This window comes from Streptomyces sp. NPDC048565, assembly GCF_040650935.1.
Lineage (GTDB): Bacteria > Actinomycetota > Actinomycetes > Streptomycetales > Streptomycetaceae > Streptomyces.
In genome coordinates, this window is the sequence record NZ_JBEZIH010000003.1 from 15289 (window position 1) to 31131 (window position 15843).

The 15843-nt window shown below is 67.7% G+C and carries 15 protein-coding genes; 10 read left to right on the plus strand and 5 right to left on the minus strand.

Annotation, left to right across the window (positions count from 1 at the left end; genetic code table 11):
• Window positions 1–34: 34 nt before the first annotated feature.
• The gene (gene nadA, locus AB0C75_RS04445; RefSeq protein WP_362886969.1) at window positions 35–1222 is read right to left on the minus strand and encodes a quinolinate synthase NadA; all 1188 of its coding nucleotides are present in this window, start codon (window positions 1220–1222) and stop codon (window positions 35–37) included.
• 220 nt (window positions 1223–1442) lie between these two features.
• On the opposite strand from nadA, the gene AB0C75_RS04450 reads away from it, so the two are divergent.
• Window positions 1443–1799: an iron-sulfur cluster assembly accessory protein gene (locus AB0C75_RS04450; protein ID WP_327119342.1), complete on the plus strand. Its 357-nt coding sequence runs from the start codon at window positions 1443–1445 to the stop codon at window positions 1797–1799.
• Between the two features lie 84 nt (window positions 1800–1883).
• On the opposite strand, the gene AB0C75_RS04455 is transcribed toward AB0C75_RS04450, so the two are convergent.
• Both AB0C75_RS04455 and AB0C75_RS04460 read right to left on the minus strand, forming a co-directional pair.
• Window positions 1884–3317: a hypothetical protein gene (locus AB0C75_RS04455; RefSeq protein WP_362886971.1), complete on the minus strand. Its 1434-nt coding sequence runs from the start codon at window positions 3315–3317 to the stop codon at window positions 1884–1886.
• 130 nt (window positions 3318–3447) lie between these two features.
• Entirely contained in the window at window positions 3448–3654 is a 207-nt protein-coding gene (locus tag AB0C75_RS04460; RefSeq protein ID WP_362886973.1) for a hypothetical protein, read from the minus strand.
• 160 nt (window positions 3655–3814) lie between these two features.
• On the opposite strand from AB0C75_RS04460, the gene AB0C75_RS04465 reads away from it, so the two are divergent.
• Entirely contained in the window at window positions 3815–4789 is a 975-nt protein-coding gene (locus AB0C75_RS04465; protein ID WP_362886975.1) for a carbohydrate kinase family protein, read from the plus strand.
• Between the two features lie 31 nt (window positions 4790–4820).
• Here the strand turns inward: AB0C75_RS04465 and AB0C75_RS04470 are convergent, their stop codons facing one another.
• The gene (locus tag AB0C75_RS04470; RefSeq protein ID WP_362886977.1) at window positions 4821–6203 is read right to left on the minus strand and encodes an aminotransferase class V-fold PLP-dependent enzyme; all 1383 of its coding nucleotides are present in this window, start codon (window positions 6201–6203) and stop codon (window positions 4821–4823) included.
• 274 nt (window positions 6204–6477) lie between these two features.
• On the opposite strand from AB0C75_RS04470, the gene coxB reads away from it, so the two are divergent.
• The 4 genes from coxB to AB0C75_RS04490 all read left to right on the plus strand — a co-directional run bounded on the left by coxB (window position 6478) and on the right by AB0C75_RS04490 (window position 10958).
• A complete protein-coding gene (coxB, locus tag AB0C75_RS04475) occupies window positions 6478–7446 on the plus strand; it encodes a cytochrome c oxidase subunit II (protein ID WP_362886979.1) in 969 nt (322 codons plus the stop codon).
• On the plus strand, window positions 7443–9179 hold the full coding sequence (gene ctaD, locus AB0C75_RS04480) for a cytochrome c oxidase subunit I (RefSeq protein WP_362886981.1): 1737 nt from the start codon (window positions 7443–7445) through the stop codon (window positions 9177–9179). Before coxB ends, ctaD begins: the two co-directional genes overlap by 4 nt.
• Window positions 9176–9574: a cytochrome c oxidase subunit 4 gene (locus tag AB0C75_RS04485; RefSeq protein ID WP_362886983.1), complete on the plus strand. Its 399-nt coding sequence runs from the start codon at window positions 9176–9178 to the stop codon at window positions 9572–9574. Before ctaD ends, AB0C75_RS04485 begins: the two co-directional genes overlap by 4 nt.
• 124 nt (window positions 9575–9698) lie before the next feature.
• A complete protein-coding gene (locus AB0C75_RS04490; protein ID WP_362886985.1) occupies window positions 9699–10958 on the plus strand; it encodes an Ig-like domain-containing protein in 1260 nt (419 codons plus the stop codon).
• 86 nt (window positions 10959–11044) lie between these two features.
• Here the strand turns inward: AB0C75_RS04490 and AB0C75_RS04495 are convergent, their stop codons facing one another.
• Window positions 11045–11446 (minus strand): hypothetical protein, encoded by a 402-nt coding sequence (locus AB0C75_RS04495; RefSeq protein WP_362886987.1) that lies wholly within the window; start codon window positions 11444–11446, stop codon window positions 11045–11047.
• Between the two features lie 197 nt (window positions 11447–11643).
• Here AB0C75_RS04495 and AB0C75_RS04500 point away from each other — a divergent pair, with 197 nt between their 5' ends.
• Genes AB0C75_RS04500 through AB0C75_RS04515 form a run of 4 tightly spaced genes read left to right on the plus strand, consistent with a single transcriptional unit; the run spans window position 11644 to window position 15800 of the window.
• Window positions 11644–12264 carry a heme-copper oxidase subunit III gene (locus AB0C75_RS04500; RefSeq protein WP_205019672.1) on the plus strand — a complete coding sequence of 207 codons (621 nt, stop codon included), beginning with the start codon at window positions 11644–11646 and terminating at the stop codon, window positions 12262–12264.
• Window positions 12265–12319: 55 nt separating this feature from the next.
• Entirely contained in the window at window positions 12320–13129 is an 810-nt protein-coding gene (locus tag AB0C75_RS04505; protein ID WP_362886989.1) for a c-type cytochrome, read from the plus strand.
• A complete protein-coding gene (locus tag AB0C75_RS04510; RefSeq protein ID WP_362886991.1) occupies window positions 13126–14178 on the plus strand; it encodes a Rieske 2Fe-2S domain-containing protein in 1053 nt (350 codons plus the stop codon). The genes AB0C75_RS04505 and AB0C75_RS04510 overlap by 4 nt, the downstream gene beginning before the upstream one ends.
• The gene (locus AB0C75_RS04515) at window positions 14175–15800 is read left to right on the plus strand and encodes a ubiquinol-cytochrome c reductase cytochrome b subunit (protein WP_362886993.1); all 1626 of its coding nucleotides are present in this window, start codon (window positions 14175–14177) and stop codon (window positions 15798–15800) included. The genes AB0C75_RS04510 and AB0C75_RS04515 overlap by 4 nt, the downstream gene beginning before the upstream one ends.
• Window positions 15801–15843: the final 43 nt, after the last annotated feature.

Consider the following 15843-nt stretch of genomic DNA (forward strand, 5'->3'; position numbering starts at 1 on the left):
TTCCTGTTGTTTTCTTTTTCCGGGGCCCGGTCGGTTACGGCAGCGCCAGCATCCGCTCAAGCGCGAGCTTGGCGTACTTCTCCGTCTCCGGTTCGACCTCGATCCGGTTCACGAGCTTGCCCTCGGCGAGCGACTCCAGCGTCCACACCAGGTGCGGCAGGTCGATCCGGTTCATCGTCGAGCAGAAGCACACCGTCCTGTCCAGGAAGACGATCTCCTTGTCCTCCGCGGCGAAACGGTTCGCCAGCCGGCGCACCAGGTTCAGCTCGGTGCCGATCGCCCACTTGGAGCCGGCCGGGGCCGCCTCCAGCGCCTTGATGATGTACTCCGTCGAGCCCACCTGGTCCGCGGCGGCCACGACCTCCTGCTTGCACTCCGGGTGCACCAGCACGTTGACGCCCGGGATCCGTTCCCGTACGTCGTTGACGGACTCCACCGAGAAGCGCCCGTGCACCGAGCAGTGCCCGCGCCACAGGATCATCTTCGCGTCGCGCAGCTGCTCGGTGGTGAGGCCGCCGTTCGGCTTGTGCGGGTTGTAGAGGACGCAGTCCTCCAGGGTCATTCCCATGTCCCGCACGGCGGTGTTCCGGCCCAGGTGCTGGTCCGGCAGGAAGAGGATCTTCTCTCCCTGCTCGAAGGCCCACTCCAGGGCGCGCTTCGCGTTGGACGAGGTGCAGATCGTCCCCCCGTGGAGGCCCGTGAAGGCCTTGATGTCGGCGGAGGAGTTCATGTAGGAGACCGGCACGACCTGGTCGGCGACGCCGGCATCCGTCAGCACGTCCCAGCACTCGGCGACCTGCTCGGCGGTGGCCATGTCGGCCATCGAGCAGCCGGCGGCCAGGTCCGGCAGGACGACCTTCTGGTCGTCGCCCGTCAGGATGTCGGCGGACTCGGCCATGAAGTGCACGCCGCAGAAGACGATGTACTCCGCCTCGGGCCGTGCCGCCGCGTCCCGGGCGAGCTTGAAGGAGTCGCCGGTGACGTCCGCGAACTGGATGACCTCGTCGCGCTGGTAGTGGTGCCCGAGCACGAAGACCTTGTCCCCGAGCTTCTCCTTGGCGGCGCGAGCCCGCTCCACCAGGTCCGGGTCGGACGGGGAGGGCAGGTCGCCGGGGCATTCGACGCCTCGCTCGCTCAGCGGGTCGGCCTCACGGCCGAGCAGCAGCAGCGCGAGGGGCGTCGGCTGGACATCCAGGGGCTGGGCGGTGGTCACGACACGCACCCTTTCTTTTCAGCGAAAAGCCTTCTCGTCTAATTGACGTTATCTATCATAACCGCTTCGTGTCAGCTTGACGATGCCCATAGCGTCGATGTGACGCATCCCCTGATGCGGTGGTGTGCGAGCATGAGGGGAGCAGGCACGCCCCTGGCCCGGAATGAATCCGTGGCCCCGATGGTTGGACCGTCGGCAAGCAGTCCGTACAACCCCGGGAGAGAAGCAGATGTCCGTATCGGACGAGACCACCACCGTGAGCGACGGCATCCTCCTGTCCGACGCCGCCGCATCCAAGGTCAAGACCCTGCTCGAGCAGGAAGGCAGGGATGACCTCGCGCTGCGCGTCGCCGTGCAGCCCGGAGGCTGCTCGGGCCTGCGTTACCAGCTCTTCTTCGACGAGCGCTCGCTCGACGGGGACGTCGTGAAGGACTTCGGCGGCGTCAAGGTCGTCACGGACCGGATGAGCGCCCCGTACCTGGGCGGCGCCTCCGTCGACTTCGTGGACACCATCGAGAAGCAGGGCTTCACGATCGACAACCCGAACGCCACGGGCTCCTGCGCCTGCGGTGACTCCTTCAGCTGAACCCAGCGGCTGTACGACAGCGGCGGCTCTCCCGGACCAGGGAGAGCCGCCGCTGTCGTACGCGCGGGCGCCGACGGCGCACCACTACCGCTTGGGCACCGTCCCGCCCGACCCGGCGTCGACCACCTTCCGGCCGTCCAGCGGCGCGTCCAGCGTCACTGTCCGGGTGATCTCCTTGGCGATCATGATGCAGGCCTTCCCGGGGTCCGGCTCCGACACATCGATGGTGACCCGCACCGTCGTGGCGTCCTCCGTGGCACGTGCCTTGTACGTGCTGCACGCGCCGCCCCAGAAGGTCACCTCCAGTGTCCGCCCGTCCGCGCTGTACGCGATGAGGCTCGCGCCCTTGCCCTGCGGGTCCTTCGTGGGCTCAGGGGCCGGGCTGCTGCTCGGCGCCAGATGGTCCGGATCCACCGCGACCCGGACGACCGTGTGCTCGGGCCCGCCGCCTTCGGGCCGTACGGAGAAGAGCCACGACGGCACGAGGATCCGCTCGCCCTGGGCGGACTGCTGCGCCGAGAGCCCGAACCTGGCCTTCTCGACCGTCACCGTGGCGGCCGGGGCAGTGCCGCAGTCGGTCCTCGGTGTGCTCGGGCCGCCCTCCAGCGGCTCGGCGGTCGCACAGTCGCCGGCGCCGGACTTCGCGGCCCGACGGCTCTGCGCGTTCAGCTGCTCCAGGGCGTCGGCCGCGCCGGTCACCGGATAGCTGTCGCCCTTCTCCAGGGCCTTCAGGCGCCCGCTGCCGCCGACGATCTCGCCCCCGGCACCCACCTGGACGCCGGTCGACCATCCGTAGGTCGGCAGCCCGCCCACCACCGGGTCGGCGTTGACCACCCGTACGGAACCCATCAGCTGGGCCGCGTCGAGCGCGGCGTCGTCCTGCCCCACGGCCTTCAGTACGGGAGCCGCAGCGGCCTTCGCCGCCTTCTCGCCGACAGGAGAGCCGGACGCGGGGGTGTGGTCCTGCTTCGCACAGGTACGCGCGGACTCGCACGCGTCCGTGCCGCCGGAGCCGTACCGGGCGAACGTCCAGGTCCCCGGCGCCTGCTTGGTCACCTTCAGGACCGGTCCCGAACCGTCTCCGTCGCTGCCCACCTTCCAGGAGGCACCGTCCGCGTGCGGTGTGCCCGCGACCCCGAGCGCCTTCGCCAGCCGCGCCACCTCGGCCGAGGTCACCGCGGATCCGGTCCGGTGGACGGCGGCGCTGCCGGGGCCGTCGGGCAGCTCGCCCGAGGCGCGGTACACGACACCGGCGCCGTGCGGGTCGGGCTCACCGGGCGCGATGCCGGGGGGCTGCGTCGCCGGGCTGTCCGCGAGGTCCAGCGCGAGCGGCGGCGGGGAGCTGTCCCCGGAGGCCGCCCTGCCCGCGCCCGTACCGCTCTCGCCCGACGCGGTCGAGGCCCAGTACGCTGCCCCGCCGCCGGTCAGCAGCACGGCCGCCGCCACCGAGGCCACGGCGAGCGGCGGTCGCCGCCGCCGGGGGCCGGTCACGTCATTCTCGGGTCGCTCGGTGCTCACCGGATCGCTCCTTCGGCTGCCTGGCCGTCACTGGCGCATCATCCGTCCCCGGGGTGAGGACATCGGTGGGACGGGCCGGAGGAGCGCACGGTTCCCCCGTACGTGTGAGGGAGCGCGGTGAGTGGTCCGGTCAGTCGCCGTAGTCCGACATCGCGTCGATCAGACGGGCGGACGACGGCGGCACCGTGACCCCGTGGATCCGGGAGTGCTCCACCGGTTCCACCGGCTTCGCGGTGGTCCTCGCGGGGGCGGCCCAGTGTGGCGCCATCCGCGCGCAGTCACCACGCAGCTCGGCCAGGCTCATCTCGGACTCACGCGGAACGATCGTGTTCGACATATCCGCACCGTACGCATGGGAGCGCTCAGGTAGAAAGACCTACTATCGGGTAGTTTTGCCCCTTCAGGCACGGTGGCGTCACCGGGTAGCGTGAACTGTCACGCCGTCCCGGAGGGCGCGCTCACGCGTTCCCTTCGCCTTCCGCAGGAGCAGCCTCCCCGTGCGCATCGCAGTCACCGGCTCCATCGCCACAGACCACCTCATGACCTTCCCCGGCCGATTCGCGGACCAGCTGGTCGCGGATCAGCTGCACACGGTCTCGCTCTCCTTCCTCGTCGACAACCTCGACGTGCGCCGCGGCGGGGTCGGCGCCAACATCGCCTTCGGCATGGGCGTGCTCGGCACGCAGCCGATCCTCGTGGGCGCTGTCGGCTCCGACTTCGACGACTACCGCGCCTGGCTCGACCGGCACGGTGTCGACACCGGCTCGGTCCGGGTCTCCGAGGTCCTGCACACGGCACGCTTCGTCTGTACGACGGACGCCGACCACAACCAGATCGGCTCCTTCTACACGGGCGCCATGAGCGAGGCCCGGCTGATCGAACTCAAGAGCGTCGCCGACCGGGTCGGCGGCCTCGACCTCGTCTCGATCGGCGCCGACGACCCCGAGGCGATGCTCCGCCACACGGAGGAGTGCCGTTCGCGTGGCATCCCGTTCGCCGCGGACTTCTCGCAGCAGATCGCGCGGATGGACGGCGAGGAGATCCGGATCCTGCTCGACGGTGCGACGTACCTCTTCTCCAACGAGTACGAGAAGGGGCTCATCGAGTCCAAGACCGGCTGGAGCGACGAGGAGATCCTCTCCAAGGTCGGCCACCGGGTCACCACCCTCGGCGCCCGCGGCGTCCGCATCGAGCAGGCCGGCCAGGACCCGATCGAGGTCGGCTGCGCCGAGGAGGAGCGCAAGGCCGACCCGACCGGCGTCGGCGACGCCTTCCGGGCAGGCTTCCTCTCCGGCCTCGCCTGGGGTGTGGACCTGGAGCGCGCCGCCCAGGTCGGCTGCATGCTCGCGACCCTGGTCATCGAGACGGTCGGCACCCAGGAATACACCCTGCGCCGCACCCCCTTCATGGACCGCTTCACCAAGGCCTACGGCGACGAGGCCGCCTCCGAGGTCCGCAAGCACCTCTCCTGAAGCCGGCCTCGGCTGCATCGGCGGCACGCGCTCACAGGAGCCGGCGGACCACATAGGCCGAACCGTGGTCCGCCGGCTCCTCGCCCACGTACTCCTGTTCGCGCATCGCGCACCAGGCCGGGATGTCGAGGCGGGCGGCCTCGTCGTCCGAGAGCACCGTCACCGTGCCGCCCACGGGTACTCCTTCGATCACCTTTGCGAGTTCGATCACCGGAATCGGGCAGCGCCTGCCCAGCGCGTCCACCACGAGCGAGTCCCGTGACGCCGGGGAAGGGGCCGCCGAAGCGGGCGCGCCGAGCTTCGCCCGTACCCCGGCCACCACGCCCGGCAGTACGCCGAGGAAGGTGTCGACCTCTTCCCCCGTCGTCCCGGACGGAAGCGAGACGCGGACGTTCCCCTCCGTGAGAACGCCCATCGCCTTGAGGACATGGCTGGGCGTCAGGGTGCTGCTGGTGCAGGACGAACCGGACGAAACGGAGAATCCGGCCCGGTCCAGTTCATGGAGCAATGTCTCTCCGTCGACATAGAGACAGGAGAAGGTGACCAGATGCGGCAGCCGCCGCACCGGATCGCCGACCACCTCCACATCGGGCACCAGGCCGCCCACCGCCGCCCGGATCCGGCCCACCAGGGCGCGCAGCCGTTCGGCCTCGGCCTCGGCCTCCGCGCGCACCGCACGCAGCGAGGCCGCGGCCGCCACGATCGCCGGGATGTTCTGGAAGCCGGCCGCCCGGCCCGACTCCCGCTCGTCGACGGGGCCTTGGGGCGCGAAGCGCACCCCCTTGCGCACGACCAGCAGCCCGACCCCGGCCGGCCCGCCCCACTTGTGGGCGCTTGCCGCCAGCAGTGACCAGCGGCCGGGCACCGGTGCCCAGCCGAGCGACTGCGCGGCGTCCACCAGCAGCGGCACGCCCGCCTCGGCGCAGACCTCGGCGGTCTCCACCACCGGCTGTTCGGTTCCCACCTCGTGGTTGGCGGACTGCAGACACGCCAGCGCGGTGTCCGGGCGAAGGGCCTGGCCGTACGCCGTGGGGTCCACCGCCCCGGTCCGGTCCACCGGCACCTCGGTGAACGAGCCCCCTGCCGCGTCCAGGGCGGCTGCCGCGTGGAGCACCGAGGAGTGTTCGACGGCCGAGAGCACAAGATGGCGGCCGACACGCCGACGCCCGGAAAGAGCCCCGGAGACAGCCGAGTGCACCGCCCGGGTGCCCGACGAGGTGAAGACGAGCTCGTCAGGACGGCAGCCGACGGCCTCGGCCGCGGTCTCCCTGGCCGCGTCCAGCAGCAGGGCGGCCCGCCGCCCCTCGCGGTAGAGCCGGGCGGGATCGGCCCAGCCCTCGTCCAGTGAGGCATGCAGCGCCTGGCGGGCGACAGGGTGCAGAGGGGCGGAGGAAGCCGCGTCGAAGTAGGGCACACCGTCACGCTAGCCCGCAGGGGTGCGCGATCGGGTGGCCCGCTGTTCTCGTAAGGGGGGAGAGGGGGCGTCAGATGGAGGCCGGAGGCTCGCATTCCACCCCTTCGGGGTGTCGTGCGGCGCGTTGGGCACCCTCCCCGCGCGACCCCAAATAGCGTCCAGTAGGGTTTGGTCCGCATAAACATCCAAACCCCTGCCCGCGTCAGGGCCGGCGACCGACCAAGTGAGACGGCCGCGCCGAACCGTGCGGGCGAGACTCTCGGGAAGGCGCTACGTGAGTCCCAACGGCTCCGACCGCTTGTCGCGGCGCCCGATGCGGCGGAAGCTGCCGCAGGTGCTGACTGCGGGCCTGGTCCTGGCGACGGCCTCCGGTTGTTCATACAACTGGGAGGATTTCCCCCGCCTCGGTATGCCCACACCGGTAACGGAAGAGGCCCCTCGGATCCTCTCCCTCTGGCAGGGCTCGTGGGCGGCAGCGCTCGCCACGGGCGTCCTTGTCTGGGGGCTGATCATCTGGAGTGTCATCTTCCACCGGCGTAGCCGGACCAAGGTGGAGGTACCTCAGCAGACCAGGTACAACATGCCTATCGAGGCGCTGTACACAGTGGTCCCCCTCATCATCGTCTCGGTGTTCTTCTACTTCACCGCGCGCGACGAGTCGAAGCTCCTCTCCCTCAGCCCGAAGCCGGCCCACACGGTCAACGTGGTCGGCTACCAGTGGAGCTGGGGCTTCAACTACATCGAGCACGTGGAGGGCGAGCCCTCCACCGGCAACGAGGTCCCCAAGGAGCTCGACGCCATCCCCGACAAGTTCCGGAAGGACTTCCCCGCGGACGCCAACGGCGTCTACGACGTGGGTATCCCCGGTACGCGTAACCCGCAGAACGGCAACCCGGGTCCGACCCTGTGGCTGCCGAAGGGCGAGAAGGTCCGTTTCATCCTGACTTCGCGTGACGTCATCCACTCCTTCTGGGTGGTGCCGTTCCTCATGAAGCAGGACGTCATTCCGGGCCACACCAACTCCTTCGAGGTCACGCCGAAGAAGGAGGGCACCTACATGGGTAAGTGCGCCGAGCTCTGCGGCGTCGACCACTCCCGGATGCTCTTCAACGTCAAGATCGTCTCTCCCGAGCGTTACCAGCAGCACCTCAAGGAGCTGGCGGAGAAGGGTCAGACGGGCTACGTGCCGGCAGGCATCGAGCAGACGGACCCGGCCAGGAATGCGGAGACGAACAAACTGTGAGCATCCTCAATGAATCCCAGGGTGCCGCGGCGGCAGACGCCTCGTTCGAGGACGAGCTGCCGGTACGGCGCAAGCAGCCGGGAAGTGTGGTCATCAGCTGGCTGACGACCACCGACCACAAGACCATCGGCACGATGTACCTGGTCACCTCGTTCGCCTTCTTCTGCATCGGCGGCCTCCTGGCGCTCGTCATGCGCGCCGAGCTGGCCCGTCCGGGTACGCAGATCATGTCGAACGAGCAGTTCAACCAGGCGTTCACGATGCACGGCACGATCATGCTGCTGATGTTCGCGACGCCGTTGTTCGCCGGGTTCGCGAACTGGATCATGCCGTTGCAGATCGGCGCGCCCGACGTGGCGTTCCCGCGGCTGAACATGTTCGCGTACTGGCTGTACCTCTTCGGTTCGCTGATCGCCGTGGCTGGCTTCCTCACCCCGCAGGGTGCGGCCGACTTCGGCTGGTTCGCCTACTCCCCGCTGTCGGACGCGGTCCGCTCGCCGGGCGCGGGCGCCGATATGTGGATCATGGGTCTGGCCTTCTCCGGCTTCGGTACGATCCTCGGTTCGGTCAACTTCATCACCACGATCATCTGCATGCGCGCACCCGGCATGACGATGTTCCGTATGCCGATCTTCACCTGGAACGTCCTGCTGACCGGTGTTCTGGTCCTGCTCGCGTTCCCGGTTCTGGCCGCCGCGCTCTTCGCGCTTGAGGTCGACCGAAAATTCGGCGCACATATCTTCGACGCGTCCAACGGTGGCGCATTGCTATGGCAACACCTCTTCTGGTTCTTCGGGCATCCAGAGGTGTACATCATCGCGCTACCATTCTTCGGAATTATTTCCGAGATCATCCCGGTGTTCAGCCGCAAGCCGATGTTCGGCTATGTCGGTCTGATCAGCGCGACGATCGCCATCGCCGGCCTCTCGGTGACGGTGTGGGCGCACCACATGTATGTGACGGGCGGCGTACTCCTACCGTTCTTCTCCTTCATGACATTCCTCATCGCGGTGCCGACCGGTGTGAAGTTCTTCAACTGGATCGGCACGATGTGGAAGGGGTCGTTGTCCTTCGAGACACCGATGCTGTGGTCCGTCGGCTTCCTGATCACCTTCGCCTTCGGTGGTCTGACCGGCGTGATCCTGGCCTCGCCGCCGCTGGACTTCCACATCTCCGACTCGTACTTCGTGGTCGCGCACTTCCACTACGTCGTCTTCGGCACCGTGGTCTTCGCGATGTTCGCCGGATTCCACTTCTGGTGGCCGAAGTTCACCGGCAAGATGCTGGACGAGCGGCTCGGGAAGCTGACGTTCTGGACGCTGTTCATCGGCTTCCACGGCACCTTCCTCGTGCAGCACTGGCTCGGTGCCGAGGGCATGCCGCGACGCTACGCGGACTACCTCGCGGCCGACGGCTTCACCGCCCTGAACACGATCTCGACGATCTCCTCGTTCCTGCTCGGACTGTCGATGCTTCCGTTCATGTACAACGTCTGGAAGACCGCCAAGTACGGCAAGAAGATCGAGGTCGACGACCCCTGGGGCTACGGCCGTTCGCTCGAATGGGCGACGTCCTGCCCGCCCCCGCGGCACAACTTCCTCAGCCTGCCGAAGATCCGTTCCGAATCCCCGGCGTTCGACCTGCACCACCCGGAGATCGCGGCACTCGAGCAGCTCGATCACCTGTCCGAGGGTGACAAGGTCCTCGTCGGTGGCAAGGAGGACGGCAAGTGAAGATCCAGGGCAAGCTCTTCATCTGGCTGAGCGTCTTCATGCTGGCCATGGCCGTCACGTACGGCGTCTGGTCCAGGGAGCCGGTCGGTACCACCGCGCTGGTCCTGGCCTTCGGGCTGACCATCATGATCGGCTTCTACCTGGCCTTCACGGCCAACAGGGTCGACGCGATGGCCCAGGACAACAAGGAAGCCGACGTCGCGGACGAAGCCGGTGAGGTGGGCTTCTTCTCCCCGCACAGCTGGCAGCCGCTCTCGCTGGCCATCGGCGGAGCCTTCCTGTTCATGGCCGTCGTCTTCGGCTGGTGGCTGGCCTACTTCTCGGCCCCGCTGCTCCTGATCGGCCTCTTCGGCTGGGTCTTCGAGTACTACCGGGGAGAGAACCGCACCCAGTAGGACACGCCTTCACCGGCGCGTCGCACGCGTACGGGGGCCCGGTCCGCTCAGTGATGAGCGGGCCGGGCCCCCGTTTGCAGTCATTGAACGCGCTGGATCGGATGAATCTTCTTAGCGTGGGTTCATGAACCACACGCCGCGCATCCGCACCGTAGTGAGCTGCACTCTGCTGGTCGTGACCCTGGTTGCAGGTGCGACCGCCTGTGGCGAGCCGGACGGCCAGTCACTGTCCCTGAAGCCGTACGACGCAGCCGACTCGATCTCCTTCAACGGTCCGGCCGAGGACAAGAAGGCCGACCCCGAAAAGCCCCTCGAAGTCACCGTCAAGGACGATGACGCGAAGATCACCGACGTGACGGCCATCGACACCGAGGGCCGCCACCTGGCGGGTGAGCTCGACGCCGACGGGAAGCGGTGGCACTCCACCACCTCGCTCGCCGCCGGCACCCGATACACCGTCAAGGTCGCCACCGAGAACGGCGACGGCGCCCCCGGCAGCCGTACGTACGCCTTCGGTACGACCGCGGCCAAGAAGTTCCTGAAGGTCTCCTTCGGCCCGCAGGCGGGCACCTACGGTGTCGGACAGCCCCTCACAGCGGAACTCAGCGCTCCGGTCGCCGACAAGGCCTCCAGGGCCACCGTGGAGCGCGGGCTGCAGGTCCGGTCCACCCCCGCCGTCACGGGCTCCTGGTACTGGGTCGACGACAAGACCCTGCACTACCGGCCCAAGGAGTACTGGCCGGCGGACGCCACCATCGACGTCCGCAGCAACCTCAAGGGCATCAAGGTCACCAACGCCCTCTACGGCGACGCCACCAAACCCCTGAAACTCACCACGGGGGACCGCATAGAAGCGATCACCGACGCCTCGGACCACACCATGACCGTGATGCGCAACGGGGAAGTGATCAACACCCTGCCGGTCACCACGGGCAAGCCCGGCTTCGACACCCGTAACGGCGTCAAGGTCGTGCTGGCCAAGGAACAGTTCGTACGTATGCGCGGTGAGACCGTCGGCATCGCCTCCGGCTCGTCGGAGTCCTACGACCTGCCCGTCTACTGGGCGACACGCGTCACCTGGAGCGGTGAGTACGTCCACGCGGCGCCCTGGTCGACGGGCTCGCAGGGCAGTGCCAACGTCAGCCACGGCTGCACGGGGATGAGCACCGCCGACGCCGAATGGTTCTTCGACACCGTCCGTGAGGGCGACATCGTCAAGGTCGTCGGGAGCGACGGCGAGACGATGACGCCGTTCGACAACGGCTTCGGCGACTGGAATCTGGGCTGGGACGCCTGGCAGAAGGGCAGCGCTCTGAACGGCGGCAGCGACACGCCCGACTCGGGAACCGACGTCCGGACGGCGCGGCTGCGCCCCCAGGTCTGACCCGCCCGGGAGTGCGCCGCACTCCGGAGGAACGCAGCGGAGGGGGCCCAGTCCCCTCCGCCGATCAGAGGTCGCCCGACAGGCTCTCAGGCCTCCACGGAGAGCCTCTGGCGCAGCAGGGAGGCCAGGGCGTCCGCGAAGTCGACCGGGTCCACCGGATGCGTCACAGCGGCGTCCGCACGGCTCCACGTGGCCAGCCAGGCGTCCTGCGGACGTCCGATCAGCAGCAGGACGGGCGGGCAGTCGAAGATCTCGTCCTTGATCTGCCGGCAGACGCCCATGCCGCCCGCCGGGGCCGTCTCGCCGTCCAGCACGCAGACATCGACACCACCCCTGTCCAGTGCGCTCAGGACGGCGGGCAGGGTGGCGCACTCCAGGAACTCCACCGGCGGCACGTCCGCCGCAGGCCTGCGCCCGGCTGCCAGCCTCACCTGCTCGCGGGTGTTGGCATCGTCGCTGTAGACCAGGACCGTGGCGGTCGGCTGCATTGTTCCTCCGTGACGTCTGTGTTCCCGGGGGCTCTCGGGGCTCTGTGGGCATGAACCGATGGGCGGATCGTACTCCGGCGGACTGCCTGTCAGCACCGGTAAAGACGGCGATTCGATGGGCTGTTCGGTGAGGACACACCCCGCTGACACACCGAACGGCACCCCCCGGAGTGAGGGCGGGATAAGCGACCGACATAATGTCGGTCGTGGCGACAGCAACGACAGTAGAAACCGGGCACGCGCACCCGTCGGTCAATCGACCGAACCTCACCAGCGTCGGAACCATCATCTGGTTGAGTTCCGAGCTGATGTTCTTCGCGGCCCTCTTCGCGATGTACTTCACCCTGCGATCGGTGATGGGACCCGATCACTGGAAGGAGATGGCTCACCATCTGAACTTCCCGTTCTCGGCGACGAACACCACGATCCTGGTGCTTTCCTCTCTGACCTGCCAGCTCGGCGTCTTCGCCGCGGAGCGGGGCGATGTGAAGAAGCTCCGCACCTGGTTCATCATCACGTTCGTGATGGGTTCGATCTTCATCGGAGGTCAGGTCCTCGAGTACACCGAGCTGGTCAAGGACGCGGGGCTCTCCCTCTCCTCCGACCCGTACGGTTCGGTGTTCTACCTGACGACCGGCTTCCACGGTCTGCATGTGACAGGCGGCCTCATCGCCTTCCTGCTCGTTCTGGGCAGGACATACGCGGCCTCGAGATTCACCCATGAGCAGGCCACCGCCGCCATCGTCGTGTCCTATTACTGGCACTTCGTCGATGTCGTCTGGATCGGTCTGTTCGCCACGATCTACATGATCAAGTAACCGGGCTCGCACCCACCCATCATCGACGCAGAAGATCCTGACACCGGGGTAATCCGTGAAAAAGCTCTCCGCACGACGACGCCATCCACTGGCGGCCGTCGTCGTACTACTCCTCGCGCTGGCGGCTACCGGGGGGCTGTACGCCGCGTTTGCGCCTGCGGGTAAGGCGCAGGCCGACGACACCGCCCAGTCCCTCGCCATCGACGAGGGCAAGAAGCTCTACTCCGTGGGCTGTGCCAGCTGCCACGGATCCGGCGGTCAGGGCACCACCGACGGGCCCCAGCTCGTGGGCGTCGGCTCCGCCGCCGTCGACTTCCAGGTCGGTACCGGACGCATGCCGGCTCAGCAGCCGGGCGCCCAGGTGCCGAAGAAGAAGGTCATCTACAGCCAGGCCGAGATCGACCAGCTCGCGGCGTACGTCGCGTCCCTGGGCGCCGGCCCGATCACGCCGACCGGCAGCCAGGTGGACCCCTCGGGTGCCGACGTGGCCAAGGGCGGCGACCTGTTCCGCACCAACTGCGCTCAGTGCCACAACTTCACGGGCAAGGGCGGTGCGCTGACGGACGGCAAGTACGCCCCGGACCTCGAAGGCGTGAACCCGAAGCACATGTACGAGGCCATGCAGACCGGCCCGCAGAGCATGCCCTCCTTCCCGGACAGCACCATGCCCGAGCAGGAGAAGAAAGACATCATCGCGTACGTCAAGACCGTCAACGGTGATGAGTCCGCGAACCCCGGCGGCCTCTCGCTCGGTGGCCTCGGCCCCGTCAGTGAGGGTCTCTTCGGCTGGATCTTCGGCCTGGGCGGCCTGATCGCCATCGCCGTATGGGTCGCGGCCCACACCGCTAAGGCCAAGAAGTCATGAGTAGCCAACAGATTCCAGAAGAGAACCTGCCGGTAGAGCAGGGCACCGCGCACGGCGCGGTAGAGGGTGCGGGCGACCCGTTCGCCGACCCGGGGCTGCCGGCCCACAAGCCGCGCATCCAGGACATCGACGAACGGGCCGCGAACCGCTCCGAGCGGGTCGTCGCGCTCATGTTCACGTTGTCCATGCTGTCGACGGTCGGCTTCATCGCCTCGTACGTCATCTTCCCGGTCGACAAGATCGTCTACATCTGGCCGTTCGGCAATGTGAGCGCGCTCAACTTCTCCCTGGGTCTCACCCTGGGCCTTGCGCTCTTCCTCATCGGCGCGGGCGCCGTCCACTGGGCGCGCACCCTGATGTCCGACGTGGAGGTCGCCGACGACCGGCACCCCATCGAGGCGGAGCCCGAGGTCAAGGCCAAGGTCATGGCCGACTTCGCGGCCGGTGCCAAGGAGTCCGCGCTCGGACGGCGGAAGCTGATCCGCAACACCATGTTCGGTGCGCTGGCCCTGGTGCCGCTCTCCGGTGTGGTGCTGCTGCGCGACCTCGGTCCGCTGCCGGAGAAGAAGCTCCGTAAGACCATGTGGGCCAAGGGCAAGCAGCTCGTCAACATGAACACCATGGAGCCGCTGCGTCCCGAGGACGTCGCCGTCGGTTCGCTGACCTTCGCCATGCCCGAGGGCCTGGAGGAGGACGCGCACGACTTCCAGACCCAGATCGCCAAGGCCGCCCTGATGATCATCCGCATCGAGCCGGACAACATCAAGGACAAGCAGGAGCGCGAGTGGGCCCACGAGGGAATCGTGGCCTTCTCCAAGATCTGCACCCACGTCGGCTGCCCGATCAGCCTGTACGAGCAGCAGACGCACCACGTGCTCTGCCCGTGCCACCAGTCCACCTTCGACCTCTCCGACGGCGCCCGCGTCATCTTCGGTCCGGCCGGTCACCCCCTTCCGCAGCTGCGGATCGGCGTGAACAGCGAGGGCAACCTCGAGGCGCTCGGTGACTTCGAAGAGCCCGTCGGTCCTGCCTTCTGGGAGCGCGGATGAGTACTGCGACGGAAACACAGCGCAAGGCGCCCGCCGGTGAGCGGGTGGCCGACTGGGCGGACGGCCGGCTGGGCATCTACGGCCTGGCCAAGGCCAACATGCGGAAGATCTTCCCGGACCACTGGTCCTTCATGCTCGGTGAGATCTGCCTCTACAGCTTCATCATCATCATCCTCACGGGTGTGTATCTGACGCTGTTCTTCGACCCGAGCATGTCCGAGGTCGTGTACCACGGCTCGTACGAGCCGATGCAGGGCATCCGGATGTCCCAGGCCTACGCGTCGGCGCTGGACATCAGCTTCGACGTCCGCGGTGGTCTGCTCGTCCGGCAGATCCACCACTGGGCCGCGGTGATCTTCCTCGCGGGCATGTTCGTGCACATGTTCCGGGTGTTCTTCACCGGTGCGTACCGCAAGCCGCGTGAGATCAACTGGCTGTTCGGCTTCCTGCTGTTCGTCCTCGGCATGTTCACCGGCTTCACCGGCTACTCGCTCCCGGACGACCTGCTCTCCGGTACGGGTGTGCGCTTCACACAGGGCGCCATCCTGTCGATGCCGATCGTGGGCACGTACATCTCGATGTTCCTGTTCGGCGGGGAGTTCCCGGGGACCGACATCATCCCGAGGTTCTATTCGATCCACATCCTGCTGCTGCCGGGCATCATGCTCGGGCTCGTGGTGGCCCACCTCATCCTGGTGTTCTTCCACAAGCACACGCAGTTCGCGGGGCCGGGCAAGACGAACAAGAACGTCGTCGGCATGCCGCTGCTGCCGGTGTACATGGCCAAGGCGGGCGGGTTCTTCTTCCTGGTCTTCGGTTTCATCGCGATCATCGCGGCGATCGCCTCGATCAACCCGATCTGGGCGCTCGGCCCCTACCGGCCCGACCAGGTGTCCACGGGCGCCCAGCCGGACTGGTACATGGGCTTCGCCGAGGGCTTCGTCCGGGTGATGCCTGGCTGGGAGATCAACCTCTGGGGCCACACACTGGTCCTCGGAGTGCTGATCCCGCTGGTCCTGTTCGGCCTGATCCTCGGAGCGCTCGCGCTCTATCCGTTCATCGAGTCGTGGATCACCGGGGACAAGCGCGAGCACCACATCCTGGACAAGCCGCGCAACGCTCCGACCCGGACGGCGCTCGGTGTCGCCTGGGTGACGATCTACTTCGTCATGCTGATCGGTGGCGGTAACGACATCTGGGCGACGCACTTCAGTCTGTCGCTCAACGCGATCAGCTGGTTCGTCCGGGTCGCCTTCTTCGTCGGACCGGTCCTGGCGTTCGTCGTCACCCGGCGGATCTGCCTCGGCCTCCAGCGCCGGGACAAGGAGAAGGTGCTGCACGGTCGCGAGTCGGGCACCATCAAGCGCCTGCCGCACGGTGAGTTCGTCGAGATCCACGAGCCGCTCAGCCAGGAGCAGCTGCACACGCTCACGGCGCACGAGCAGTACAAGCCGGTCGAGATCGGCCCGACGGTCGACGAGAACGGTGTCGAGCGCAAGCCGTCGGCGCTGCAGAAGCTGCGGGCCAGGCTCAGCAGGAGTTACTTCGGCGAGGACAACCAGATCGCCAAGCCCACTGCCGAGGAGTACAAGGAGATCACCAGCGGCCACGGCCACCACTGATCACCTCAGCTGACCGCCACAGCCAGGAGCCCCGTCCTTCCCC

Coding starts and splice junctions, on each gene's coding strand:
- AB0C75_RS04450 (WP_327119342.1), top strand. CDS start 1,443: ATGTCCGTATCGGACGAGACCACCACCGTGAGCGACGGCATCCTCCTG.
- AB0C75_RS04460 (WP_362886973.1), bottom strand. CDS start 3,654: ATGTCGAACACGATCGTTCCGCGTGAGTCCGAGATGAGCCTGGCCGAG.
- AB0C75_RS04490 (WP_362886985.1), top strand. CDS start 9,699: ATGAACCACACGCCGCGCATCCGCACCGTAGTGAGCTGCACTCTGCTG.
- AB0C75_RS04495 (WP_362886987.1), bottom strand. CDS start 11,446: ATGCAGCCGACCGCCACGGTCCTGGTCTACAGCGACGATGCCAACACC.
- AB0C75_RS04500 (WP_205019672.1), top strand. CDS start 11,644: ATGTCGGTCGTGGCGACAGCAACGACAGTAGAAACCGGGCACGCGCAC.
- AB0C75_RS04510 (WP_362886991.1), top strand. CDS start 13,126: ATGAGTAGCCAACAGATTCCAGAAGAGAACCTGCCGGTAGAGCAGGGC.
- AB0C75_RS04515 (WP_362886993.1), top strand. CDS start 14,175: ATGAGTACTGCGACGGAAACACAGCGCAAGGCGCCCGCCGGTGAGCGG.